This window comes from Thalassotalea sp. Sam97 (assembly GCF_041379765.1).
Lineage (GTDB): Bacteria > Pseudomonadota > Gammaproteobacteria > Enterobacterales > Alteromonadaceae > Thalassotalea_A > Thalassotalea_A maritima.
In genome coordinates this window covers 1,323,323-1,349,615 of the sequence record NZ_CP166919.1, presented here as the reverse complement: position 1 = coordinate 1,349,615, position 26,293 = coordinate 1,323,323, and the positions used below count along the sequence as shown (strand labels likewise).

Annotated in this window: 21 protein-coding genes and 2 pseudogenes; 6 read left to right on the top strand and 17 right to left on the bottom strand. The window is 41.3% G+C overall.

What is annotated here, in order from left to right:
* Window positions 1-175: 175 nt before the first annotated feature.
* The 6 genes from ACAX20_RS05965 to nhaC form a co-directional block, all read right to left on the bottom strand.
* A complete protein-coding gene (locus ACAX20_RS05965) occupies window positions 176-2,518 on the bottom strand; it encodes an RND family transporter (RefSeq protein WP_371189240.1) in 2,343 nt (780 codons plus the stop codon).
* Window positions 2,518-3,513, bottom strand: coding sequence for a WD40/YVTN/BNR-like repeat-containing protein (locus ACAX20_RS05960; protein ID WP_371189239.1), 996 nt, complete (start codon window positions 3,511-3,513; stop codon window positions 2,518-2,520). The genes ACAX20_RS05965 and ACAX20_RS05960 overlap by 1 nt, the downstream gene beginning before the upstream one ends.
* Before the next feature lie 226 nt (window positions 3,514-3,739).
* Window positions 3,740-5,104 (bottom strand): DUF1329 domain-containing protein, encoded by a 1,365-nt coding sequence (locus ACAX20_RS05955; RefSeq protein ID WP_371189238.1) that lies wholly within the window; start codon window positions 5,102-5,104, stop codon window positions 3,740-3,742.
* A gap of 9 nt (window positions 5,105-5,113) precedes the next feature.
* Entirely contained in the window at window positions 5,114-7,162 is a 2,049-nt protein-coding gene (locus ACAX20_RS05950) for a DUF1302 domain-containing protein (RefSeq protein WP_371189237.1), read from the bottom strand.
* A 405-nt stretch (window positions 7,163-7,567) separates the two neighbouring features.
* Window positions 7,568-10,135, bottom strand: coding sequence for an aminopeptidase N (gene pepN, locus ACAX20_RS05945; RefSeq protein ID WP_371189236.1), 2,568 nt, complete (start codon window positions 10,133-10,135; stop codon window positions 7,568-7,570).
* A gap of 377 nt (window positions 10,136-10,512) precedes the next feature.
* The gene (gene nhaC / locus ACAX20_RS05940) at window positions 10,513-11,970 is read right to left on the bottom strand and encodes a Na+/H+ antiporter NhaC (RefSeq protein WP_371189235.1); all 1,458 of its coding nucleotides are present in this window, start codon (window positions 11,968-11,970) and stop codon (window positions 10,513-10,515) included.
* Window positions 11,971-12,386: 416 nt separating this feature from the next.
* On the opposite strand from nhaC, the pseudogene ACAX20_RS05935 reads away from it, so the two are divergent.
* Both ACAX20_RS05935 and ACAX20_RS05930 read left to right on the top strand, forming a co-directional pair.
* Window positions 12,387-13,054 (top strand): annotated as a pseudogene (locus ACAX20_RS05935) (transposase); the annotation flags it as partial.
* Window positions 13,027-13,718, top strand: a pseudogene (locus ACAX20_RS05930) (IS256 family transposase); the annotation flags it as partial. The pseudogenes ACAX20_RS05935 and ACAX20_RS05930, both read left to right, overlap by 28 nt.
* Before the next feature lie 49 nt (window positions 13,719-13,767).
* Here ACAX20_RS05930 and ACAX20_RS05925 read toward each other — a convergent pair.
* Window positions 13,768-14,406: a hypothetical protein gene (locus ACAX20_RS05925; RefSeq protein ID WP_371189234.1), complete on the bottom strand. Its 639-nt coding sequence runs from the start codon at window positions 14,404-14,406 to the stop codon at window positions 13,768-13,770.
* A gap of 250 nt (window positions 14,407-14,656) precedes the next feature.
* On the opposite strand from ACAX20_RS05925, the gene ACAX20_RS05920 reads away from it, so the two are divergent.
* Window positions 14,657-14,980 carry a transcriptional regulator gene (locus ACAX20_RS05920; RefSeq protein WP_371189233.1) on the top strand — a complete coding sequence of 108 codons (324 nt, stop codon included), beginning with the start codon at window positions 14,657-14,659 and terminating at the stop codon, window positions 14,978-14,980.
* Window positions 14,981-15,589: 609 nt separating this feature from the next.
* On the opposite strand, the gene ACAX20_RS05915 is transcribed toward ACAX20_RS05920, so the two are convergent.
* Entirely contained in the window at window positions 15,590-15,907 is a 318-nt protein-coding gene (locus tag ACAX20_RS05915) for a hypothetical protein (RefSeq protein ID WP_371189232.1), read from the bottom strand.
* A gap of 297 nt (window positions 15,908-16,204) precedes the next feature.
* Here ACAX20_RS05915 and ACAX20_RS05910 point away from each other — a divergent pair, with 297 nt between their 5' ends.
* Entirely contained in the window at window positions 16,205-17,209 is a 1,005-nt protein-coding gene (locus tag ACAX20_RS05910) for a D-alanyl-D-alanine carboxypeptidase family protein (protein WP_371189231.1), read from the top strand.
* A gap of 94 nt (window positions 17,210-17,303) precedes the next feature.
* Here ACAX20_RS05910 and ACAX20_RS05905 read toward each other — a convergent pair whose 3' ends face one another.
* The 8 genes from ACAX20_RS05905 to ACAX20_RS05870 form a co-directional block, all read right to left on the bottom strand.
* Window positions 17,304-17,627 carry a hypothetical protein gene (locus tag ACAX20_RS05905; RefSeq protein ID WP_371189230.1) on the bottom strand — a complete coding sequence of 108 codons (324 nt, stop codon included), beginning with the start codon at window positions 17,625-17,627 and terminating at the stop codon, window positions 17,304-17,306.
* A 220-nt stretch (window positions 17,628-17,847) separates the two neighbouring features.
* A complete protein-coding gene (prc, locus tag ACAX20_RS05900; protein WP_371189229.1) occupies window positions 17,848-19,887 on the bottom strand; it encodes a carboxy terminal-processing peptidase in 2,040 nt (679 codons plus the stop codon).
* An 18-nt stretch (window positions 19,888-19,905) separates the two neighbouring features.
* Window positions 19,906-20,547, bottom strand: a complete 642-nt coding sequence (gene proQ / locus ACAX20_RS05895; protein ID WP_371189592.1) for an RNA chaperone ProQ — start codon at window positions 20,545-20,547, stop codon at window positions 19,906-19,908.
* A gap of 15 nt (window positions 20,548-20,562) precedes the next feature.
* Window positions 20,563-20,850: a hypothetical protein gene (locus tag ACAX20_RS05890; protein ID WP_371189228.1), complete on the bottom strand. Its 288-nt coding sequence runs from the start codon at window positions 20,848-20,850 to the stop codon at window positions 20,563-20,565.
* 32 nt (window positions 20,851-20,882) lie between these two features.
* Window positions 20,883-21,341 (bottom strand): GAF domain-containing protein, encoded by a 459-nt coding sequence (locus ACAX20_RS05885; protein ID WP_371189227.1) that lies wholly within the window; start codon window positions 21,339-21,341, stop codon window positions 20,883-20,885.
* A 121-nt stretch (window positions 21,342-21,462) separates the two neighbouring features.
* Window positions 21,463-22,158 (bottom strand): SIMPL domain-containing protein, encoded by a 696-nt coding sequence (locus tag ACAX20_RS05880; protein ID WP_371189226.1) that lies wholly within the window; start codon window positions 22,156-22,158, stop codon window positions 21,463-21,465.
* 3 nt (window positions 22,159-22,161) lie between these two features.
* A complete protein-coding gene (locus ACAX20_RS05875) occupies window positions 22,162-22,782 on the bottom strand; it encodes a DUF2057 family protein (protein WP_371189225.1) in 621 nt (206 codons plus the stop codon).
* Between the two features lie 216 nt (window positions 22,783-22,998).
* Complete coding sequence (locus ACAX20_RS05870) at window positions 22,999-23,805, bottom strand: hypothetical protein (RefSeq protein WP_371189224.1); 807 nt, start codon at window positions 23,803-23,805, stop codon at window positions 22,999-23,001.
* A gap of 194 nt (window positions 23,806-23,999) precedes the next feature.
* On the opposite strand from ACAX20_RS05870, the gene ACAX20_RS05865 reads away from it, so the two are divergent.
* Together ACAX20_RS05865 and ACAX20_RS05860 are read left to right on the top strand one after the other, a co-directional pair.
* Window positions 24,000-24,290, top strand: a complete 291-nt coding sequence (locus ACAX20_RS05865; RefSeq protein WP_371189223.1) for an autorepressor SdpR family transcription factor — start codon at window positions 24,000-24,002, stop codon at window positions 24,288-24,290.
* Complete coding sequence (locus ACAX20_RS05860; RefSeq protein ID WP_371189222.1) at window positions 24,287-24,940, top strand: SdpI family protein; 654 nt, start codon at window positions 24,287-24,289, stop codon at window positions 24,938-24,940. Before ACAX20_RS05865 ends, ACAX20_RS05860 begins: the two co-directional genes overlap by 4 nt.
* Window positions 24,941-25,049: 109 nt before the next feature.
* Here the strand turns inward: ACAX20_RS05860 and prpF are convergent, their stop codons facing one another.
* Window positions 25,050-26,228 carry a 2-methylaconitate cis-trans isomerase PrpF gene (gene prpF / locus ACAX20_RS05855; protein WP_371189221.1) on the bottom strand — a complete coding sequence of 393 codons (1,179 nt, stop codon included), beginning with the start codon at window positions 26,226-26,228 and terminating at the stop codon, window positions 25,050-25,052.
* Window positions 26,229-26,293: the final 65 nt, after the last annotated feature.

Here is a 26,293-nt window from a genome sequence, read left to right as displayed (position 1 = left end):
CGGTGCGGATTCTATTAAGAAAAGCGAGCTATTGCGAGAACTTTTTTAGAGTAAAAATACCAATTTTTTCAAGGTTCTGATCAATTGGTTAGTGATTATTCAATATCCATAAATAGAAAATGGCCTGACGGCCATTTTCTTGATTATTTATGCACTATTTTTGCGCTGTTTTCGTTTAACCTTTAACTGATTTTTTTTCACGCCAAAGGAATGTTGAAAGTGCTGGCAAAATAATTATCGCGGCTAACATGTTCACTAAGAACATAAAAGTCAGCAATATGCCCATATCAACTTGGAATTTAAGTGCAGAGAAGAACCAAGTAGACACGCCAATCGCTAAGGTAACACCAGTAATCAATACCGCACTACCACGCTCTTTAAGCGCGCTTAGGTAAGCCTCTGCCATGCTCTCACCCATTTTCAAGCGCTGGCTCATGGTTGATAGAATATAAATACCGTAATCAACACCAATACCAACCCCTAAGGCAATAACGGGTAACGTTGATACCGTTAAGCCAATATCTAAATAGGTCATTAACGCTTGTGCGAGCGTCGATACCACATACAGTGGCACGATAACAACGACAGTGGCGCGAATTGAACGGAAACTGATCAAACATAATAAGGTTACCGCAGCATAAACATATAACATCATGGGTGTTTGTGCTTCTGATACGGCCTCATTGGTTGCAGCCATTACACCCGCTGGACCTGACGCCAATTTAAACTGAATATCATCTTGGCTTAGCTCTTTTGCATTGGCTTTAACCGCAGCAACTACACGCTCAATCGTCTCTGCCTTATGATCTTCTAAAAACAGAATAATTGGCATAGCACTACAATCACGATTCAATAAACCACTTGTCGTTGGCACCAAAGCGATTGATTGCACCAACGACGATGAATTACGTGGTAATACCTGCCAGCGCTTGTTGCCTTCGTTAAAGTTGGCATTCACCTTCTTAGCGACGGTGGCTAAGCTCACTGCAGATTGTACGCCATCGATATTCTCAAGACGCCATTGCATGGTATCAATGGTGCTTAATACCTCATGATTAATACAAGAATCACCGTAGGTTTCAACAATCACCGAAATATAGTCAACACTGATCGCATATTTATCGGTGATCAAAAACGTGTCTTGATTATAACGAGAGGTTTCATGCAACTGTGGCGCACCGGCTTGTAGTTCACCAATTTTCATTTGCTTACTTTGCTGGAAGCCCCATAAAAACAGCACAGCCGTTATCGCTAAAATAATCGCTGCCGGTTTAGGTGAGGTGACAATCGCTGCTTTTTTCCACAGCAAACGATTGATTAGCTTGTGATCAGCCTTATCGATGATGTCTTTTTGTTGCTGTGTGTCAAAACGCACAAACGACACTAACACAGGTAGTAACACCAAGTTAGTAAAGATAATCAAGCCCACACCAAGTGATGCGGTAATTGCCAGCTCGCGAATAATACCAATATCAATCGCCAGTAACGTCATAAAGCCAATGGTATCAGATAACAGTGCAACACCACCTGGGACTAACAATTTACGAAACGCTTGTTGTGCAGCCAATTTGGCGTGACTGCCTTTTGCGACTTCTTTCGATATGGCGTTTATCATCTGCACGCCGTGCGACACACCAATAGCAAATACCAAAAACGGCACCAAAATCGACATTGGATCTAAACCAAATCCCAACTGGGTAAGCATACCCATTTGCCAGATCACTGCAATTAATGAACACAAAATCGGTAGTAAGGTCAGTACAATAGAGTTACAGAATAGGTAAACCATTATCGCAGTAATAGCGATAGCAATGGCGAAGAATATCACTACCCCTTTCGCACCGTTAGCAACATCGCCAACCATTTTGGCAAAGCCAATGATATGGATAGAAATATTGTCTTTTTCAAATTTACCGCGGATTTGATCTTCTAACTGTTTAGCAAGCTTTAAGGTATCGAGCTTTTCACCGGTATTTGGATCGATTGATAACAAGCTGGTTTTTACCATGGCACAGCTGTAATCATCAGATACGACAGAGCCGACAATACCGGCCTTTTCGATATTACTTTTTACAATCGCCAAACCTTCAGGCGTTGGTTGAAAGTCAGCAGGAATAACCGGACCACCAGCAAAGCCATCTTCCACCACTTCAACAAAGCGGGTCGACGGTGAAAATAACGAGTTAACTAAGATTCGGTTAACGCCAGGAATAAAAAACAACTGGTCGTGAACGCCTTTTAACGTGGTAAAAAACGACTCATTGAAAATATCCCCCTCGCTATTACATACTGAAATCAGGACGTTATTAGCCCCACCAAAGTTCTCTTGATGTTTAAGGTAGGTTTTCATGTAGCTGTGTTGCAGTGGGATATTTTTTTCAAAACTCGCGTCTAAACGAATGTTGGTTGCCTGTGCTAATAAATAGCCCGTGATAAATAAAAATATGCACAGCACAATAAAGCGGAAATGAAACAGGCCATGTTCAATGGCATTTAAGAATTTTTTTATTGCACTCATTATAAATCCAGTATTTTCATGCCATTTTCAGACGCAACAACCAATTGATTCTTAAACCAAACACCTGCCATCAAAGCTTTACCGTCGGCTTGGGTTGTTAAAGTAAATTGCTGGCCATCATCCGAGCTTAATATCACCCCGGCATTACCTAAAACAAAAAGGCGACCAGTATCGGTGGTGACAATATTGTTAAGCAAGGCGATAGAATCAACATCAGCTCGTTGCCAGTTTGCTTGTTCTGCTGCACGATAAAATAAATTGCCACGTAAGCCTGCGGCTATCAATACGTTGTTGTTAGTCGCTTTAATGTCGAAAAATGAACCGATATAAATTTCATCCATTAATTGCCAGTTTCGACCAAAATCGTTGCTTTTTGCCATCAAACCGACTTCGCCAGCTAAGTACAACACCCCTTGGTGCATGGTTAATGAATTAAAGTGCGGTAAGATGCTGGCAATTTCTTCTTGATAAAATTCCGGATCTTCTTGCTTTAAATCTTCAAGGTAATATTGGTCGTCTTCATTTAGTAGTTCTAAATGATGCTCACGTTGCCATGTATCGCCACCATTAGTTGTGCGATACATAAAACCATAGGCGCCAACGGCAATCCCTTGATTCTCATCAACAAAGTACACATCGAATAATGGTCGTTGCAGATCCGGCTTGAAATTTTGTAATTGCCATGTGATACCGCCATCTTGAGTTTTTAATATCAACGAATCATGGCCTACTGCCCAACCAATATTCTCATCAATGAAAAATAGTTTGGTAATTGTCGACTGCGTTGGTACCTCTTGCTGCTGCCAATTGACACCGTCTGAAGAGCGAATTATATGGCCACGCTCACCTGCGGCGATGAGTGTATCGGCATCAAGAGAAAGAACATCTAGCATCAATGATTTACTGGCTAGAGGCTGTTGCTCAGCCGAGTTTGCCAGCACTTGACTGCTAACTAAGCTAAGTATCAACAAACAATATTGATAAATTTTTTTCATAAAACGTGTATTTGCCTTTGTATAAAACGTTCGCAGTAGCGCATACCAGATTTTAACAAGGGAATAACCATTGCCGGCAATCAATAACTTGCCTAAAAATCTTTACATTCTCGCTGAGTGAGCAAAAATTTAATGGGATTGGTATTACTGCAACATAACATTAACCAAGCGATGTAAAGCAAAACGGTTGGCTTAGCCAACCGTTTTCATCAAAGCCTGTTGTCGATTAACGACGGCCTTCGCGGCGCAATGCTGACGAGGTAAAGTCGCGCTCTTGCAAGGTCGGGCTAAAGTCGTACATATCGTGCTCATTATCTAAACCAATGGCAATATAACGACGTGAATTCAAATCATGGTATACATCAAGTGTTGACCAGTGTGCTGGTAGTTCGTAGTAGTTCAAACCATGCGCAACAGCTACTCGGTATAATTCATTACGGTTATCGTACATATCCGCTACCGCGATTTGCCAGCTATCTTCATCAATGTGGAATACACGTTTTTTGTAGATATGACTGGTACCTGGTTTCAAGGTTGCCTCAACAACCCAAACGCGGTGTTTTTCATAACGCACTAAATCAGGGTTGATATGGCCAGCTTGTAAGATTTGGTCATATTTAACTTGATCACTGTGCAGGCGGTAATCATTGTATGGGATCAACAATTCTTTCTTGCCTTTTAACTCCCATGTATAGCGATCAGGTGCACCGTTAAACATATCGAAGTCATCGGTTGTGCGTAAACCATCTGATGCTGTACCTGGTGCATCGTATGCAACGTTTGGTGCACGACGGACACGTTTTTGACCCGTGTTGTAGGTCCATGCTTGACGTGGCGTCTTCACCTGATCCATGGTTTCGTGTACTAGCAAAGCAGTACCTGCTAAGCGCGCAGGCTCTGATACTTTTTGTTTGAATTTAAACAAAATATTGGTTTGCTCTAGCTCTTCATAGCTCGCGCCCTTCTTACCGTATGGCAAGATCAAAGACTCGTTAAAACCAATGTAGGTGTAGTCACCTGATGCAGTAGGAGCTGCTTGGCCACCTTCGCGAGTAACTTCTTCACCGCGGTAGCGAAGTGTGTGGTTCCAGATTGCTTCCAAGCCATCTTTTGGCATTGGGAACGGTACACCTACCGCTGCCTTAGAAATACCGTTACCACCACGAATAAGCTCAGAACGCGTCGCATTTTTTACCGTTTCATCATATACATGTTGCGGGTAAGATGCGGTACGACGCGTTTTGTAAACATTCATTTTAAACGTATCAGGGTACGTTTCGAATAATTTTATTTGACCCGGCGTTAATAAATCTTTGTACTGATCTAGATTTTGCGCTGTCACAGTGTATAACACTTGATCACCTGAAAATGGATCCGGGTGGTGATCACCTGGTTTATAACCGGCAGGTGCAGATGTAATACCGCCCGTCCATGCTGGGATTGAACCATCAGCATTTCCGGCTTTTTCTGCGCCCATCCAAGTAAGCTCTTTGCCTAATTTTGCCGCTTGCTCTGGCGACACTTTAGCCGATACTGACGCGCTACAAAGCGCGACAGTCATGGCTAACGATAAAGCTGTAAACTTTTTCATCGTATACCTCTAGATTGAATACTTGATATTGAAAGAAACGTAATCGCGATCTTCACTTTGGTTGGTCGTGCCTACGCCACCAAAAAACGCGTTATAAGTGATATCTGCTGACCAGCGAGCTTGGTAATCAAACGTGATACCAGCAGAAATCGACTTTCTTTCTTCAATAAATAAAAATAATGGGTCTGGGGTGATACCATCAACATCGTGTGAGAACACAACGCGAGGTTTCATGTTTACACCCATAAATACGTCGTTGTAATCCAACATTGCTAACACACGGTAACCCCATGCATTATCGGTTGGGAATGGATTCGTCTCGGTACCACCAAATAGCGCGTCGATAAGAGGACCTTCACTGCCCGAGCGCGCACCACCTGGGCCATTAAGACGCAGCACATCTTCATCTGGCATGTCTTCGATGCTGATACCACCAATTTCAAGTAACGTGGTAAATTGGCTGGCACCAAAGGTTGGGCCCCACAGGTGAGTTAAAGTAACCTGTGCTTGCAGGGTATCTAATTCAATGTAACCTTGCGCGGTTTCGCCTGGCTGGTAGACATCCATTTGTGAGATACCGTCTAAGAACGGTGCTAAACCTGCGTTCGCAAGCTGTTGCGGTACCGCCGCAAACAATAATTCAACATCATCAATTTGCATTGGTTCATCTTGACGATAGCTGATTTCACCGGCTACTGACGTTAAGCCAACGGTGGTGTTAAAGCTCATTGCATACATGCTGATATCTTCAGTGTATTCAAATTGTGCTTTAGCAAATGCTTTTAAATCGGTGTAGTTGGTCGTATCAATACCACCAGCAAGCAACTGCGCATCGCTCATTAACGCAGCCCCTGTAAAGTCAGCTGTAACACCTGAAATCACCGGACGACGAGAGTGGTAGTTGACATAATAAAGTGATAACTCGGTATCATTTAACTCTGGGAAGAAATATGAGAAACGCACACCGTATTGACCACCGTCTTCTGGTTGAATTTCCGCATTTTCATTGATATCACGTAACGTTACTGCACGCGCAAGGCTGATATAGTCTCCGGCAATAATACTTTGCACCGCCGCCATATCACCAGACGCGAGTGCCGCACGAATATCGGCACCAATGGCATTAGCTCCTGCTAATGTGGTTGCAAGGCTCGTGTCTGCTGTTGCACCAAAGCCTAATTGAATATTGCTTAAATGACCACCAGAGCCGGCAAAGTCGTTATTTGAAAAGTAGCTACCTGCTGCTGGTAATAAAGATTTTTCCCAACGGTATTGATAAAACGCTTCAACGTTAAAATTCTCGGTAAAACCAACTGACGCCCAAACCGCGCCAAACGGGATAAACGCTTCTTTTAATTCTGAGCCTGGTGCACGTAAACGAGCAATATCAACCGGGTTGATTTCAGAAATACCGTGAGAAATTAACGTAGATTCACCCCAACCAATTAATTGATCACCAACACGGATACTTACAGGGGTATCGCCAACGTACATATCGGCATAGACAAACGCATCAAGTAAGCGCACATCACGACACACTTCGTCTTTGGCTTCATCATCGTCACATGGATCGATGGTTTGACCCGTTAATGGATTAGTGTAAGGGCGGCTACTGTCCATCATCTCGAAATCGTAGAAATACATACCACGACCAAAAAAACCGAAGTCGCCTAAATCATTGCTATAGCGTACATCCAACTCGTGGGAGCCTTTGAATAGCTTTGAAAAAGCCTCACCTGAGTCGTAATTTAGGTTAGCCAAATCACCATTTGTAGAATATGAGCCAGGCATTGCCCAAATTTGACCTTGAGAATACTGGTTGTTGACCCAATCTAAGTTATTATTCAAATTATTTGATTTACCGACTAGGTTATCCCAATCTCTGTCTTCAACTCGGTAGCTTTCACCATAAGTAAATGTTGAGTCGAATGATACTTCAAAATCACCAATCTCAAAGCGTACCGCCTGAGAAGGCATGGCGCATGTCAGCAACAAAGCAGCTGTGACACTTTTCGCGACCGGGCTTTTACCAAAGTTAAGCAAATTACTTGGCGTCATGTTTTAATCCCCGAGAGTTTCGAAAAACGTTTGTTTATTATTAATTTTTTTGTAATTTACATTCTGTTCTGAGCAGAACTCAAACAATAATTACACTATTTCACACGCATGGCAACACTAAATCACAAAGGTCAAGGCTGTGAAAACTCCCCCTCAACCCTAAGCTTTTGCAAATATTTTTTCACACGTTTTAAACAAGCGTTTAAAACCAGCAAATAGCCTTAGACATGTTTATATCACGGTGTTGTGGGCGATCTTAGACTAAACAGGGACTCATAATGGTCTGACCACCGTTTAAAGTATTTGCTCTACGCGATAAAGATTCACAATAAAAAAAAGCAGGAATAGAATACTACGCCTGCTTTAGTTTTTATAACTGATTGTAAAACATACAGTAAGTGTCGACTACTGCAGAGCCGCGGTTAACTTTTCTTGTAGATCCCGGCTTAAATTATTTATGCCATTGATTCGTTCAAGCTGTGTGCGCATTAAAGCTTGTTGCGGTTTCGCAAACGATTTGAACTGAATAAGAGGCGTTATCAATCGCGAAGCTACTTGCGGGTTAATGTCATTGAGTTTGATGATTTGCTCTGCTAGCCACTGATAGCCTTTACCATCGACTTGATGGAACCCTTGCGGATTATGCACGGCAAAACCAGCAATCAGAGCACGAGCACGATTTGGGTTTTGATAACTGAATAACGGATGAGACAATAATGACTGTACGTGTTCAACACTGTTATCACAAGCAACCATGGCTTGAGTCGTAAACCATTTATCCATGACCAAGGTGTTATCTCGCCACTTATCTTCAAAAGCAGTAAGCAAAGGTTGCCTTGATGGCAAGTCATTCGCCGCCACTACCTGTAATGCGGCAATTTCATCGGTCATATTATTCGCCGTGCTAAATTGCTCACGAGCTAAGTCATCACCGTGTTCGGTGTAGGCCAAGTAAGACAAACAAGCATTTTTTAATGCTCGATTTGCAATCGCTTGACCATCTTTAGCAAATACTTCGCTGACAAGGCCTTGGTAAGTTGCGATGAGCTCTGATGTTAACGCTTTGGCGATAAAAGTCTTCAGTTGTTTGATGGCGTTGATTAATTGCTGCGGCTCAACACCGGCAATACTATCGGCCATTTGAGCAAAGTCAGGTAGTGTTAACTGCTCAGCTTTTAAGGCATTATCACCCTCTTGCTGAAGGATAGAGCTCATTGCCTCAACTAGGTTATCAGGCAATACAAATGCTGAATCTACCACCAGTTGCTTAATATAGCGGGCAAACAATTGTTGCCCGGCATCCCAACGATTAAATGCATCATCGGCATACATCATGACTGCCATAAGTTGCGCATCGGTGTACTGGTAGTGGCATCTCACTGGCGCAGAGAAGTTTCCTAATAATACTGGGATCGGTTGCTGTTCAATATTTTCAAAGGTAAAGGTTTGCTTGTTCTGTTTAAGCTGCAGTAATCGCTTCGCAGTGCTTTGTTGATTAACAAGTAATTCAATATTCACAGGAATATGTAATGTGTGCTTATCTTGTTTATCAGCGGTTGCTGGGTGCACTTGCTCTATCGTTAGCTGATACAGCTTACTGTTAGCATCGTACTGATCACTGACGATCAGTTCAGGTGTACCCGATTGACGATACCAGTGACTGAATAAACTCAAATCCGCGTTATTCGCATCACTCATCGCAGCAACAAAGTCATCACAGGTTACGGCTTGCCCGTCATGACGGGCAAAATATAAATCAATGCCCTTTTTAAAGCCTTGCTCCCCCAAAATGGTATGGAGCATGCGAATAACTTCAGCCCCTTTCTCGTACACGGTCAAGGTGTAAAAATTATTCATTTCGACAACTTTTTCAGGACGGATTGGATGCGCCATTGGTCCCGCATCTTCAGCAAACTGATGTGAGCGCAATAAGCGAACATTTTTAATTCGGTTAACCGCAGCAGAGTGCATATCGGCACTAAACTGCTGATCGCGAAACACCGTCAAGCCTTCTTTTAAGCTTAATTGGAACCAGTCGCGACAGGTGACACGGTTTCCTGTCCAGTTATGAAAATACTCATGAGCAATGACGGCTTCAACGTTAAAAAAGTCGTCGTCGGTGGCACTTGTATCATCAGCTAATACATACTTAGAATTGAAAATATTTAAGCCTTTGTTTTCCATCGCCCCCATATTGAAAAAATCAACGGCAACAATCATGTAAATATCAAGGTCATATTCTAAATCAAAGACTTGCTCGTCCCAGGCCATCGATTTCTTCAGACTTTCCATAGCATGCTCGGCACGAGCTAAATTGCCGTGGTCGACAAATAATTGTAATGCAACATCACGACCTGAACGGGTTGTAAAACGGTCTTCTAGCAAGTCAAAATCGCCAGCCACCAAAGCAAATAAGTAACTTGGTTTAGGGAATGGATCGTGCCAAACAGCAAAATGCTGACCGTTATCGAGCTCACCACTATCGACTTTGTTGCCGTTAGCTAACATGTATGGATAAGCTTGTTTATCGCCGATGATCTTGGTGGTGAATATTGCAAGCACGTCAGGTCTGTCGAGATAATAGGTGATTCGACGAAACCCCTCGGCCTCACATTGGCTACAAAAAACATCGCCCGATTTATAGATACCTTCTAATGCACTGTTCCCTTTTGGGTCAATCTCCGTGACGATATTAAGCGAATGACACTCTGCTAAATCAGAGATAACGAGGTTACTATCAGTCAGCTGGTAATCATTCGCTGATAGCAACTTACCATCGACGCTAACGGACAATAATCGTAGATGTTCGCCATCCAGAGATAGAGACGTTGCAGCATCGTTTTGTCTCACTACTTGCATGGTATTACTAACAAGTGTTTTATGATCATCAAGCGTTATCTCTAAAGAAACATCGCTAATGGTATAGTCAGGTGCACTATAATCTTTTAAATAACGGGGAGTAAAATCTGTCATAGTCTCAAATGCATTACAACGCCTGCGGGGCGTGTTTGTTAATATATAAGTGTGGTTGTTTAAGCTGATTGTACTCACAACACCAGAGTTTGCAACCAATCTACGCCTAAGGTCGGTTGATCTTTATGGTATAGATTTTGTTTGAATTAAAAGGTAGTTACTCGAGGCGCAGTGAGAGATAGTGATTCCATACAAACGAGCTACGGCAATGAGAAAATAGTTTTTAAACGAATCGTTGGACAGCGTTTATTTAACTGTTGCAAAAACATACTGCAGAGGGCAACAGACCCTAGGCTAAATATCAGAAAACAAAAACCCAGTAACGGCAACTACTGGGTTTTGTCATGAAATACTCTTTAACCGATGAGCTACATCGTTTAAGTAGTTACCGCCTTAACCGCTCTTTTTAATTTAAAGCCAATAAAACCGTAGACCACAGCCAAAATTGGGTTAATTAAATTAAAAAACGCATAAAAGGCGTATTCCAATGGATTAACCATCAATACTCCGTGCATATATGCACCACAACTATTCCAGGGGATTAGTGGCGAGGTAATGGTTCCAGAGTCTTCTAATGTTCTCGATAATACCACCGGTTGTAAACCACGTTTTTGGTATTCACTTTTATACATGCGCCCCGGCATGACGATGGCCATATATTGATCGGCCGTTACTATGTTGGTGACAATACAGGTACCAACCGTACTGGAAATCAAACCACCGATAGATTTAACACCACGTAGCATGGCATCCATTAAGCGCTGCAATAAACCTAAATGCTCTAACAACGCACCAAAGGATAGCGCGCAAATAATTAGCCATATAGTATTTAACATACCGGCCATACCACCGCGACTAATGAGATTATTAAAATCAGTGTTATCCGTGGTGATCGCCACACCATCAAAAAATGCGGTCCAAACAACGGTCACATTGGCAGTAAATTGGTCAACGCCCTCGCCTGCAATCAGCATAATAAAGTTTTGTTGAAACAACACAGCCCAAATTGCACCGATTAAGGTACCAACACCGATCGCTAAAAACGCAGGTACTTTATTAAAAGCCAAAACCATTAACACCACTAAAGGCAATAAGTTAAAACTACTGATATGGAAGTATTGCTGTAATAAAGCATTGAGTTCTAACGCGCTTTCGGTGGTAGTACTTACATCCTCTTGTAAGCCTAAAATGGTAAACAAAAACAGTGCGGTAATGATTGATGGCACCGTTGTCCATAACATATAGCGGATGTGCTCAAATAGCTCTGAACCCGCCACCGCTGGTGCTAAATTTGTGGTTTCAGAAAGCGGTGATATTTTATCGCCAAAGTATGCGCCTGATATTATCGCACCCGCGGTGATCACCGGTGACAAATTAAGCCCTTCAGCGACCGCCAATAACGCCACACCAACGGTCGCGGCGGTTGTCCATGAGCTACCAATCGACATCGACACTAAGCCACAAATAATACAGGTTGCAACATAAAACCAGCTTGGATCGAGAATAAGCAAGCCGTAATAAATTAACGTCGGCACGGTGCCTGCTAGTAACCAGGTACCAATTAACGCGCCTACCACCAAAAGGATAAGAACAGCGCTAAGCGATAAGGAAATACCATTAATGATAGCTTTTTCCATGCTTTGCCAACTGTGACCATTTTTGTAGCCAATGATAATGGCAACACCGGTAGCAAGTAATAAACCAATCTGGTTTGGCCCATAAGACGAACTATCGCCAAAATAAATAAAAGAGGTTGCAAGCAATGCGATCATTAACACAATTGGTAACAACGCATCAAATAAGGAAGGTGGTTGAATAACCTTGTTTTTAGACATCTTAACTAAAACCTTATTATTGGCGGTCAGTCAATAAAACTCTGCCGCACTTATTGTTATAGGTGTGTTAAGAGTGTATTACGATTATGAACAAAAGTAAGCAACTAATTTACTAAGTGATTAAACAACAACCAAAGATACAGTAAAACAGGTTAATAGCCCTATGCAATGATGGGCTTTAAGTGACTCGTTTTGTGCCATTTTTATTACGTTTGAAATATTTTCCAAAACCAAATAGCCGCCAATATAACAACCAAAGTAAAAGTCTTATAAACGATGCGTTAGTGAATATTTAAGGCAGTATACCACCCGACAAAAACATAAACTCGATAAAAATCCAATGATGATATGTCCACTCCCCTAAGCTGAAAAAACGTAATTAGAGTTTTCTGCAATGCTTAACGCAGGAGACTATTATGAAAAAATCACGTTTTACCGAATCTCAGATCATCGCAGTATTAAAAGAAGCGGATGCCGGTATGAAAGTTGAAAATGTTTGTCGTCAACACGGTACAAGCAATGCCACCTATTAGAACTGGAAGTCAAAATATGGTGGTATGGAAGCGTCAAATTTAAAACGCTTAAGAGAGCTTGAACAAGAAAATGCGCAATTAAAAAAGATGTACGCTGACGTCAGTTTGGAAAACCAAGCCGTAAAGGAGTTGGTGGCAAAAAAGGGTTTGTGACAGCACAGAAGCGAGAGCAGGCTTCTGGAAATGTTTTGGTCGAATGCGTTTTAAGGTATATCCCTACAACCATATACGTGTTTACTGTCAAATGGGTTTAAATCTAAAACGACGAACTAAACGTGTCTTACCAAAGCAGATAGCGCAGCCATTAGAAGTGCTACCTCAGGTTAATCACCAATGGGCATTGACGACACTTTATAATGCGGTAAACGATTTAGAACCCTAACGTGCTTGATGAGGGTACACGAGAATGCTTGGCAATAGAAGTGAACACATCATTGCCAGCAGAGCGTGTTGTACGAACGCTTGAGACACTAAAAGTTGAGCGAGGATTACCTAAGCAAATACGAGTAGATAATGGCCCTGAATTGATCTCGGCCACTACAAAGATATGGTTTGGTTCTGGCGATTGGATTACAACGAAGGCGCTAAATTCTGGCTCAACGTCTTAACTGAGCTTCAAAAACGTGGTGTTAAAGATATTCTCATCGCCTGTGTTGATGGCTTAAAAGGATTCCCGGATGCCATAAATACAGTTTATCCAGATACGCAAATTCAGCTCTGTATTGTTCACATGGTACGCAATTCCTTGAAGTTCGTTCCTTGGAAAGACTACAAAGCCGTGACCACTGATTTGAAGAAAATCTATCAGGCCACTACGGAAGAGCAAGCCATCAATGCTCTGGAGCAATTTGCTGAGCGCTGGAATGACAAATACCCAAGTATCTCAGCATCTTGGTATCGTCACTGGGAAAACGTATCTACGCTCTTCAAATATCCTGAAGACATCCGTACAGCGATTTACACTACCAATGCCATCGAATCCCTAAACAGCGTTATTCGCAAGGCAGTGAAGAATCGTAAGGTGTTCCTAATGATGATTCAGCTAAAAAGGTTGTCTACTTGGCGATTGAACAGGCATCGAAAAAGTGGACGATGCCTATTCGAAATTGGAAATCGGCCTTAAATCGCTTTATGATTGAATTTGAAGACCGAATTACGGATTATATAAATCAGGTAGTTACAAAGATTGTGTTACGGGGTCAAAAAATCCGATAATATTTCTAATATCGGATTTAAACCACCACAAAATATATTTCTTATCTACTTAGATTTTTTTCGCCGCTTGAGTGAAAAAGTCATTTAAAGTAAGCATTAAGTGTTTTTCAAACAGTTGACCTGTGAACTCATCTAAAAGGCCAAAACCTTCACCTAAACCGAGTTCATGATCAACCTTTTCATTAACGATATATTCATTATGATAAATTGTCTTATTATTATTAATTAACTTGTAAACGACTTTAAAGTCTGCAACAAGATCATACTCTTTAGCACCTAAACCTATTGTAATCATTGATTTACCTAAGTTTTTTAGTGATTCATAGTCGGCATAAACTGGCCCTAACTTGTCATTAGCCGTTAACTCGACATGCACAGTGTAATCGCTATTACCGACCTCGCCACGCTTTGCAGATGCAGGAAGCTGCGCAAAAATATAGTTTGGTAAAGCTCTTAACGTTTTTGTTGATGCAACTGATAACTGTGCTTCTGCAAGTGGCGCTAGAGGTAATTGCTCGCCGTCTGAGAAAATACCTGGCTTAGGTTGACTGTACATAACATCGTAAGAGAAAGTTTTATTATCAAATGCTTGATGATAAACATTAGTTACAGTTGGCATGGTAATATTGGCGTGAGTAGCACAACCTGCAAGTACAGTCACTAACGCAACAGTTGCTAACTTTTTCATTTAATTTCCTTAAAAATTTTATTTTAGTGTCATTGATAATTGAGGTGGCAAGATAATACACTCATGCAACAGAAATAAAACAAGTAACATGACAAAAACCTTACCAAATCCTTACATTTAAGCGATTTCTTCTTTACCGCATGATTTTTAAGGGGTTTTATTTATAACGAGGAATTAACAGAAATATTGGAGTAAATGCGAGATAATGTGGCACTAACAATTCTTGCTGTGACTATAACTATTAATAACAATGTATATTATCGGCGACTATAAATTTGACCCTCGGTTAGCTCAAATAATCGATTCTAAAAACAAAATCTCAGACCTTAGCCCCATTTGTTTCAAACTTTTACTATTTTTAATCACGCATCAAGATCGACTAGTTAGTAAAAATGAATTAATTGAGGAAGTTTGGAAGCATCATGTATCTGATAGTTCTATTAACAAAGCTGTTTCGCTATTAAGAAAGTATTTTTGTGATTCAATTCACGATCCGAAGTACATCATCACTCGACGAAAAATTGGCTACAGACTTGTTGCTAACGTCCAGTTTATTGAGACAAAGGCTTGTTAATGTATAGTTTAGAGTAGTATTGTCCACTTCCCCATTAATGACACAGTTCTAAATTAGAATGTCATAAATAGAAAATTACCAGCATTGACTGTAAGATCCCTTCCTAATCTTCAATAACAGCGTTATTAACAAAAAACGAAGAGATATTGGAGGAACACTTAAAAGTATGATTGATATAATAGAACTAATTTTCACAAGTAATTAAACAACAACCAAAGATACAATAAAACAGGTTAAGCGACGTGCGCAATGATAGGCTTTAAGCGACTCGCTTTGCAGGCCCTTTTTATTGCGTTTGAAATATTTGCCAAAGTCAAATAGCAGGTAATATCAAAGTTAAGGTAAAGCCTTTATATAATAAAGCCTTAAGGTGAATATCCGGCAGTAGGCTGGCGAACACAAACATAAATGCGATACTTATCAAAAAGCACTAAAAACGATAACAAGCCAACTCATTAGTGCGACCATAGGAAATTTACGATAGGTAATAAAATTTTTCTTATCAATAACTAAGATCAGTGTAATAAAAAGCCAATGACGATGCTATTGACTAAAAATCAATCTACTCATCACTTCCCTTCATCGCTCTTGCAGTCGTAAATTTTATCGCTATACCAGCACGTTATTAAACAAAAGTCCGGGTAATAAAAATGCGGTGGCATAGACCATTGAACCGGAAACCACAAATGTACAGGTATAGAATACAGCCTGAGTCACGAAGACTCTTGGCTTAACAATAGAGCTTCCTTTAAATGCGACAACACAAATATTAAACTCATACTTTGCCCTATCGATAAAGGTCTGTAAGCGGAGCAACAATGGCTTGTAATACAAAACGAGAAAACTAAACACTAACTCAATGCCACCTAAATCGGCGATAAAAATAAGCTCTGGTACAAGTGGTACAACAAAGCATATTACGGCCACAAATAACAATTTTTGCAATCTACTGAGATTTTCCCACATCTGAATACATTTCCTTTAATCGTTACAGATAATAAAACAACCCATCATCACTAATATAAAGCCAAAATAAACCATACCTAAACAACCCATATATATCAACAACATACATTAAAATGGTAACGTTATAGTAAGCCGTTTTGTTGATATATAGCTTGTTCGCTGTTGCTTAGGTTATAACTCGCTTATACTTATTTTTTAAACTCGCTTTTATATTTTGATCCCCGAGCAATGAGTACATCTGCGTCTTGCATAGCAACCATGTCTGCTTTGATACTGTCACTAGGCAGTACCAGTGCTTTTGCCAAATACGCTAATTCATTTCTATCTTTTGAAGTTAAAACCGCAAAAACTTTTACTGAGCAAAATATTAATTTAAAGGTATATCCTGCCTCATTAACCAAAATTTTAACCGCACACATCATTCTTAGAGATACCCAAGAGCTAACTGATACTACCGAAATAACAAAAACGGCGTGGGGATATAAATTCAAGAATTCATCAAGAACGTTCTTAGAGCCAGGTATGCGTGTAGATATTGATTCGCTACTCAAAGGCTTGCTGATACAATCTGGTAACGATGCAGCGACTGCATTAGCAGAATATCACAGTGGCTCGGTTAAAGAGTTCGTTAAAGAAATGAACAAAACGGCTAAAGATATTGGTATGGATAATTCGAATTTTGCTAACCCTCACGGTCGGCATGATAAGAATCACTACACGACAGCCAGCGATTTCAAAAAACTCATTGAGCATACCCTTGCTCTAACTCCAACAATCCTCGAATACACCACACTAAGAAAATTCACCTTCAATGAAATCACTCAATATAATAGAAACCGGACACTGCGGGAAGATGGCGCTGTCGGCCTAAAGACAGGTTTCACACCTCAATCAGGTTATAACCTATCGGCCTGCTACAGCGTCAATAATGCTATGTTTTGCACATTAAATTTTGGTGAAACAACCCCAAACAAACGTACGCAAAAATCATTAGATGCATTGAACAAATTTAAGCAAACATACCAAGTTACAACAATACCTAAAGGCAAAGGATATTATCAAATCAACGGTATTCGCTATCAATTTACTCATGAAGCGGAAACCAACATATTACACAGTAACGCGGACACTGTGAAAACCACCCCAAAACTACTCAATGCCTATTGCACACGAGATTGTGACGCACTAATTTCCGTATCGGATGGCACTCAAACAACAACCATTAATGCGAAAGCCACGGCAAATTTTATCGCGATAAATTAAACGCCCTGTCCAATATCGCTTAACCATGTAAGCCCAACTGTTAACCCAGTAGAAATATATATAGATACAAGACTTCACATATCAACAAAAGCTATTATTGATGACTATTCTGGGTTACTTCTTGACTGGCCTTGGCCTGCTCTTCTAGCCTTTTCTCTACTTGTTTTTTTGCCTGTATTTTTGCCCTATTAATTGGGCTGTTACGATTATGCCTTTGAATAACCTGTTCTCGACATGAACCATAGCCTGTTTTGGATTTTGACCAACATTGCTCACCGTCCGTTTTTAAACAAGCGTCAAGTAGAGCGACAGCGAGTTTTTGACAATCAGCAAACTCGTTTTCTGTCGGAGATGCTTGTAGCGAAAAAGCAAACACAACCGTGCTGCAGGTGGCAATGCGATAAAGCTTTTTTAACATGTTAATTCTCAGTGTTTCACGGCTAAATGATTATCTGCTGACAGCAACTGCCATGGTGCAAAAATATCGTCATTGTTAATGACAAGCCTACGATAATAAGTTGCGATTCAATTACTTTTCAATATTCAACTAGGTATGGAGCATTTGGCAATAAAAAAAGCCACCTCATTGGTGGCTTTCTAAAATGACAACTTGCGTTAAATTGTGACGATAACGAAGTTTATTTTCTCGCGATTCGACCCACTTCAACCAAATCAAACGTGATATTAGCCGCTTCATCTAAAAACGGGTCTAAGTCGGCTAAATCTTCGGGAATGTCGTCAACCGAGGCGATTTTGTCTTTACCCATCGCTTGCAAACGCAAGTTAGCGCGCTGTAAACGTTTCATTTTGTTTTCTTCACGCTCAGCTTTACGTTCGTCATAGTTTAACGACACCGATTTGTCGTCCTTATTGGCACGGTAATCAGCAATATCTTGCATTAAGTATTTAAACTCGGCGTTATTCTTAATGCGCTCTTCATGCAACGACGCTAAGTAAGGAATATCTTGGCTAAAGTCGTTAATTTGACGATATTGTGCCTTCGCTATTTTATCCCATGGTAAGGCGTTTTCTTCACGGCTTTCACCCCATTCACTCGGCTCAATCGCCGATGGGAATTTAATATCAGGGATCACACCTTTGTGCTGAGTACTACCACCATTTATCCGGTAGAACTTAGCGATAGTAAATTGAATCGAACCTAATGGATTATCGTACAAGTCATAAACACGCCCTAAACCTCGGTGCTGCTGTACGGTGCCTTTACCGAAGGTATGCTCGCCAATAATCACCGCACGCCCATAGTCTTGCAAGGCTGCAGCAAAGATTTCTGACGCTGATGCACTGTAACGATCAACCAACACGGTAAGCGGGCCGTCATAATAGCTAACACCATCGTTGTCTTTGTTGACATCGATACGATTAGCGCCATCACGAACTTGTACCACAGGACCTTGGTCGATAAACAGTCCGGTAAGAAGCGTTGCTTCAACCAGTGAACCGCCACCGTTACCACGTAAATCAACAATAATACCTTTTACATTTTGCTTCTTCAGCTTGTCGATTTCTATGGCGACATCACGTGATAGTTTGTTGTAAAAGCTCGGGATGGTGATCACCCCTAACTTTTGCGCCGTAGCAGGGTCTTGCCCCGGAGATACTTGCTCTTGATATACGTCTGATTTAGCAGCGCGATCTTCTAACTTGATGGTATCACGCACAATTGAAATCACTTCAATGCGCGGATCATCTTCGCCCTTTTCAACCTGCAAGCGTACTGTTGTGCCTTTAGGCCCCTTGATTAAGTCAACCACGTCATCTAAACGCCAGCCGACAACATCAACAAAGCCTTCACCTTCTTGAGCAACACCAACAACTTTGTCTTTCGGCTTAAGTCTCTTTGACTTATCGGCAGGACCGCCTGTGACAATACTTTGAATAACTGTGAAATCGTCTTCCATGCGCAATACCGCGCCAATACCTTCGAGCTTAAGGTTCATTTCCATTTGGAAACGCTCAGCATTGCGAGGAGATAGATACGAGGTATGCGGTTCGACAGTACGGGAAAATGAGTTCATAACGACTTGAAACACATCTTCCGACTCACCTTGAGTTAAACGTTTCATCGCATAACGATAACGCTTACCCAAAACCTTTTTAATTTCTGACCAATCTTTACCAGCCAATTTAAGGTTTAACGCATCGTATTTAACACGTTTGCGCCATATTTCATCAAGCTCAGTAATATTGCTTGCATAAGGCATATCTTCTCTATCAAATTGATATTCTTCTTTGATAGAAAAGTCGAATTCATTTTCCAACAAGCTCAGTGCATACTGGTAACGTTCAAAACGGCGTTTTACGTTAACATTATATATGTCGTAGGCAGGGGTTAGCTTACCTGATGTCACCATATCGTCAAAGCTGTTGCGATAACGTTCAAACGCATCAATATCAGACTGCAAAAAAACATTGCGCGAATAATCTAATTGCTTGATATAGTAATCGAATACGTCTGAGGATAAGGTATCGTCAAAATAAAACTTTTTATAGTGCTGTCGTGCAAAAGTTGCCGAAATGCGCTGACTCGCTTTTTTATGCTGAACTTCTTGCGTCAGCGTCGGTAACTCATCTTTGTTAACCAACTGCGTTTCTGTTGCGCTGGCAACAGGTGAAAGAGAAAAAGCAATCGCGAGGGCAATTCGACAAACTTTATGCATATAACAACTCCGATGTGGTTATTTGGTAAAGATTTTATCGGCCTGGGTTTTAACTACCATACCTGATACCAACTGTACTGATACGTCTTTACCTGCTACTTCTGTAATAGTAGCTGAAATTGGTGAATTCCCAAATTGCACCATTACGCGGTCACCGACAGCTAAAGCGTCCGCATCAACTTGGGTTAACTTAACAGCAGGTTTCGCTTTCGCTGGCGCCTTCTTGGCTTTACCTACTTTAAATTTCTTTGCTTTATCTTCAGAGCGTTTTTCACTCTGTTTAGTTCCTTTATAAGACGAATCTTTTGATTTGTCTTGTGGTTTTTTGTTAGCAAATTTTTCCTGACTCTCTTTTAGAGTCTTCTCGGCAAAGTCAGCTTGCTCTTGATCAATCTCAGCAACTTGCTCACCAGCTAGGTCTACACGGTGCGCGCCAGCCTTAATTGACTTCAAGTAACGCCAGCTTGATGTGTAATGACGAAGGGCTTGACGCAACTGGGTTTTGCTTACCTTTTCATCTTCTGCTAATGCTTCAGCTAAGTCTTGAAAAATACCAACCTTTAACGGCTTAACAGGTCCTTGCAACGAAAAACATGCAGGGAATTTTTCAACTAAATAAGCTACCACTTCTTTACTGGTGATACGTTTTGTTTCCATAATATGATTACTTCAAATTTATAAATATTGCTCAAGATACTGATCACGGTTTTCAAGCAGGTGCCTGCACCAATCATAAATATCTTCATGTTCTAATTCGGCCAGCGCTGGCTGACCGATCCAATGTTCCCAAACCAATTCCAACAATTGAGTCAGTTCCTCAACGTCAATATCCTCTTCTGCGAGCTGATACAAGGTATGGTAGATTTCATTGATATTTTCGGCTACCTGCTCTTCCTCGCCGTCCCAGTCGCCAACGACCTCTTCGGAAACGAGAAAATCATAAATAACCACAAATTCTTTCATTCAGTATACGCCAACTGTACGATCCTTGAGGATCAAATAAAGGTTTGTTGCAAACGTTCAACAATTTTTTGTAAACCTTGCACATCCTGCTCATCAAAATAGGCATACTCAGTACTGTCTATGTCGAGTACCGCAATAATCTCATCACCATGATACACTGGTACCACAACTTCTGAGTTGCTAGCCGCATCGCAAGCGATATGTCCGGCAAATTTATGCACGTCTTCAACCAGCTGCGTGCTACCTGTAGATACAGCCGTACCACATACGCCACGTCCAACATCGATGCGGATACAGGCTACTTGCCCCTGAAATGGACCAAGTACCAACTGACCATCAATCATTCGATAAAACCCAGCCCAATTTACTTTATCGAAGCTATTAAACAAAATAGCACTGATATTCGCCATATTAGCAATCACGTCAGATTCGCCACTAATTATCGCATCGACTTGCGCTAACATGGTGTTGTAAAAGGGAGATTTATCCATAGGATGCTATTAACCTAATTTATCTAATTTAAAAACTGGCATAACATACCTGTTAAAGGCACGAAATTAAAGACATTTCACAATTTTTTATGTAAATCCGCGTGATTTTTGACCGCCACAGTTACTCTATCGAAAAATTCACAACAACTTGTGCCGCAATTTCTCGTTTACCGGGATTCGAGCTAAATGATTTTGCTTCAGACACCATGGCATCACTGCGCATCAATACCCTTGGAGCATGCATAGGCACCTCTGTGATATAAGTGACTTCTTTTAAGGTGACGTTAAGTTGTTTTGCAAGCAGCTTGGCTTTAATAGAGGCATCTTTAACGGCAAGTTCTAACGCTTGACGATAATAGCTATCAGCTTTGCGTGTTTCATATTGCAAAGGCGAAATATAACGCACACCGAGCGTAATAGCCTCATTGAGTAGCTGATCGTAGTGTTTAAAATCATCAAGGGTAAAACTGATAACCCGACTCACTTCGATCATGGTTGGCTGACTTGGCACGTCTTCTCTCGGTTTATTAGGGTAAATTGGCTGTACATACATGCGAGCCGTCTCAATGGCCGATTTATCTATACCTATGGCCACCGCCTTATCAATGAGGCGCTGTGACTTTTCATCGACCACCTGTTTTGATTGCTTAGCGTCATTTGCTCTGTCGGCCAAGGTAACACTGAATGTAAAAATATCAGGCTCTATTAATAGCGCCCCTTTACCAACAACCTCTACCCCCTGTTTTTGATCATCATTCGCCGCTACCGAAAGGCTCATAAAAATGCTGACAAGAGCAAATAAATATAATCCGCGCATCGCTTAATCCTTGTTAATAAAGTCAATAAATGCTTGTTTTTCTTGTTGAGTAGCACGTTGCCACCAGTACTTTAGCATAGACAAACTTTTTACCTCTGGAGCATTATTTGTCTGATATTCCTCCTGGTTTTGCTGCTTGTTGTTTGTTTCTGGGGCGATATCGTTGTATTCGTTGACTTTGCTAGCGGTATTCTCTGTCACTATGATGCCGTTATCATGCTTTATCAGCTGCGCTAGGCGTTGCTGATAGCTGCTAAGACTCTCTATTTTGCTTGTTATTGCTTGCTGATGGTTATTGCGATCAATAAGTACAACCTGCGGAGCTGTAGCAAATTGTCTCGCCGCACTCACATCGACAGGAATCGCATATTGCAGCACCAACGCTTCGTCACCTTTAAGCGCAAATTGTACGATAAACGGTTTTGAGCGCACATTATGATGATGATCTTCAAATTCATCTTCGAATAACGCCTCATATTTGAGCACCAATGAGTTATTGCCTGCACGCAAAGGGAACTTACGTTGTTTAGCAAGAAATGAATAAGCAATATCTTCACCATTAACTTGCTCTACCGCAAACGAGCTAGGGATCACAACACTGGTTGCCATGCTAGGTACGGCCATAACCATACTCATAATAAAAAAACTGATTATCATAAAACGTGGTAACACTTTTTCTTCTTCCTTCTCAATAATTATCGCTTCGTAATTTATTATTGTGCAGGGACAGAGCCATTACACTTGTAATACGTCGCCCGCTTTAACTACGGGATTAACTAAGGCTTTAACTGAGCTTTCAACTGATGGTTTGTAGTCAAACCAAACCATTAAGCCATCACTTTATTTACACAATGTTTTAGTAAATAGAATTTTGTTGTTATTAACATCGCCATTATCTTCATAGCCACTGATGCAATAACCGTTGCTCAGCAGCAACTGCAGCATTGCAATATATCGATTCATGGATTTTACTGTTATTTTTTTCGCACCGAGTTCCATTACTCGCAGCTCTTGCTCAAGCAGTAGCTTTTTCGCCAATCCTTGACCACGAAAATTAGCATACACTCCACCAAGCCAACTATAAAACACGTCATTATCAATAAAATAGCCCAGTTTTACCGCAACAGCTTGGCCATTAACAAACGCTGCAAGAGCAATAAATGGCTGACTTCCAATACGATGTTCTAAATAATCACCGTTTATTGAGGCACTCGCCTCTAGCTCAGGAATATTGGCCAGTAAATAAGCTGCATGGGCCAAAGAAATGCTTTCAATGTGAACTTCAACATTACTCGTTGCACTTGCCATGAAACCCTTTGGCCCTACATGCAAGGCTAGCCAAATGGTTTTCTCAACGGCCGAGGTCATGACAACACGATGCTTTACGCCGCGAGGAATAAACAAATAATCGCCTTTATCTAAGTGAATAATGCCCTGCCGCTCGAGTTCGATATCCGCATGTCCTTGAACAATCAACACACACTCATCTTGTTGCTGGCAATACCAAAAATCTGCTGGGCTGTGCTGACCATCAGAGATAATGCGCTCAATCAGCACCTCTGTACTGCCTCTTTGACTTAACTGTAAGATAGTTTCAAACACTTCCTGCTCGCATTCAGCAGGTAAATTTTTTAATAGGTTTGTCATGACATACCTGATCAGCATTAAATCTATTTAAGGTTCATTCTACTATAGCTGGGATATGTAGCTTGAATATGTCCCCGGCTTATCACACCAAGTGCACGGCCCCGCAAACCGCCTAATTTATAGCCAAACTTGCTTTTATTTCGGTATTTCGCTAAATTACGAAATAGCAGTTTAATTTTTAATCAGGAGTTACGGTGGCAGACGTTTTCCAAGCGCTTTCCAGTTCCGTACGGAGAGACATTCTTGCTCTGTTAAAAAAAGGCGATAGCAATGCAGGAGAGATAGCCGAGCAACTCAATATAACCAAATCGACGTTATCAGGGCACTTAAATGTATTAAAGTCTGCCGATTTGGTTGCTACCGAGCGCTGTGGCACAACCATCATCTATAGTCTCAAGACCAGTGTGGTTGAAGATCTTCTCAATCAACTTTATTCATTATTCAAGCCAACAAACTCAAGTCACAAAAAGGAGAATGAACTATGAATGCAATGCGAAGCGCGTGGCTTGTGTTGCTCGTCACATTAATCGCCTGTTTGAGCGGGCTTTGGCTGTTGCCCAATGATATGCTCATCCCACAGCATTGGAATATTCATGGGCAAGTAGACCGTTACACGCCATTGTGGATAGCGCTAACCTACCCACCCGCGATCATGTGCGCGATATTACTATTGCTTACTTTCTTATCACATTTAGAACCGCGTAAAGAAAACCTACAACAATCAGAAAAAGCCAAAGGTTGGATTGGTTTAGCGACATGTTTACTGTTGGCGTTAATCGCTAGTGCAAATATTGCGCTAGGTATGGGTTATGACGTGCCTATGGTACGTTTGCTGATGCTAGCCGTGTTCTTACTGTATATGGTCATAGGGAATTTTCTCTCCAAAACTCGCAGTAATTTTTTTATTGGTATTCGTACACCATGGACGTTATCAAGTGATGAAAATTGGCGTAAAACACACTATTTAGGTGGGCGGTTATTTATGTTGGCAGGGATTGTTGGCTTATGCCTGTCGTTTGTGGTCGCTCAACAAAAATTGGTGCATTTAATGCTTTGGCTGATTTTACCAGCAGCGTTAATTCCCGTTATTTACAGCTGGTATTTATGGCATAAAAAGAACAACCAATCTCAATAAACAGAAATTAATACCTCGCTCGACAACGAAAACGAAAACGCCAGATTAACCAATATGCAGTTAATCCGGCGTTTTAATATTATAAGCTAGCTATAGTTTCAAATACCCATTAAAAGCTATCGCCGGGGATACGTACCCAGCCTTCCATTAAAATGCGCGCGCTGCGACTCATAATGGCTTTGTTAACTTGCCAGTTGCCGTCAACACAACTCGCCTGTGCGCCCACTTTTAACGTCCCTGATGGGTGACCAAAAGTGACCGCTTCGCGCTCACCACCGCCGGCTGCAAGGTTAACAAGCGTACCTGGAATAGCGGCAGCTGTACCAATAGCAACAGCAGCGGTACCCATCATTGCGTGATGCAATTTACCCATCGACAAAGCCCGTACATTCAAATCAATCGCTTGTTCGTCGATAAATTTACCACTTGATGCGGTATATGATTTTGCTGGAGCAACAAAGGCCACTTTCGGCGTGTGCTGACGTGATGCTGCTTCATCAATAGATTCAATCAAGCCCATTTTCAGCGCACCATGTGCACGAATAAGCTCAAAACGCGCTAATACTTCGCTACTTGAATTGATGTCGTCTTGTAACTCGGTGCCGGTATAATCAAGCTCGCTCGCATTTAAGAAAATGGTTGGAATACCTGCGTTGATCATCGTCGCGTTTAAGGTACCAACACCTGGGACCTCTAATGTATCAACGAGGTTGCCTGTTGGAAACATCGCCTCACTTGGATCAACGGGCGCAACAAACTCCACCGGTACTTCAGCGGCCGGAAAAGTGACACCGTCGAGTTCAAAATCGCCAGTTTCTTGTACCTGACCATTCACCATAGGTACTTTGGCAATAATGGTCTTGTTGATATTTGCCTGCCAAATACGCACGGTAGCAATACCGTTATCTGGCACTCGTTCAGCATCAACCAAGCCAGAGTAAATAGCAAAGCTACCCACTGCTGCCGTTAAATTGCCGCAATTGCCTGACCAGTCAACAAACGCTTTGTCTATAGCCACTTGGCCGAACAAGTAATCAACATCGTGATCGGCTTTATCACTTTTCGATAAAATTACCGTTTTACTGGTGCTAGAGGTTGCGCCGCCCATGCCATCGGTTTGTTTACCATAAGGATCTGGGCTACCAATAACGCGCAATAACATATTGTCACACGCAGCACCCGGAACCTGACAACGCTCTGGTAAGTCAGCCAAATTAAAAAACACACCTTTCGATGTGCCGCCACGCATATACGTAGCTGGGATTTTAACTTGAGGAATATGAGCCATTGCTCTCTCCTTTTATTGTTATAAAAAAGCAGTAAATAGGTTATTTACTGCTTTTTAATTACTAT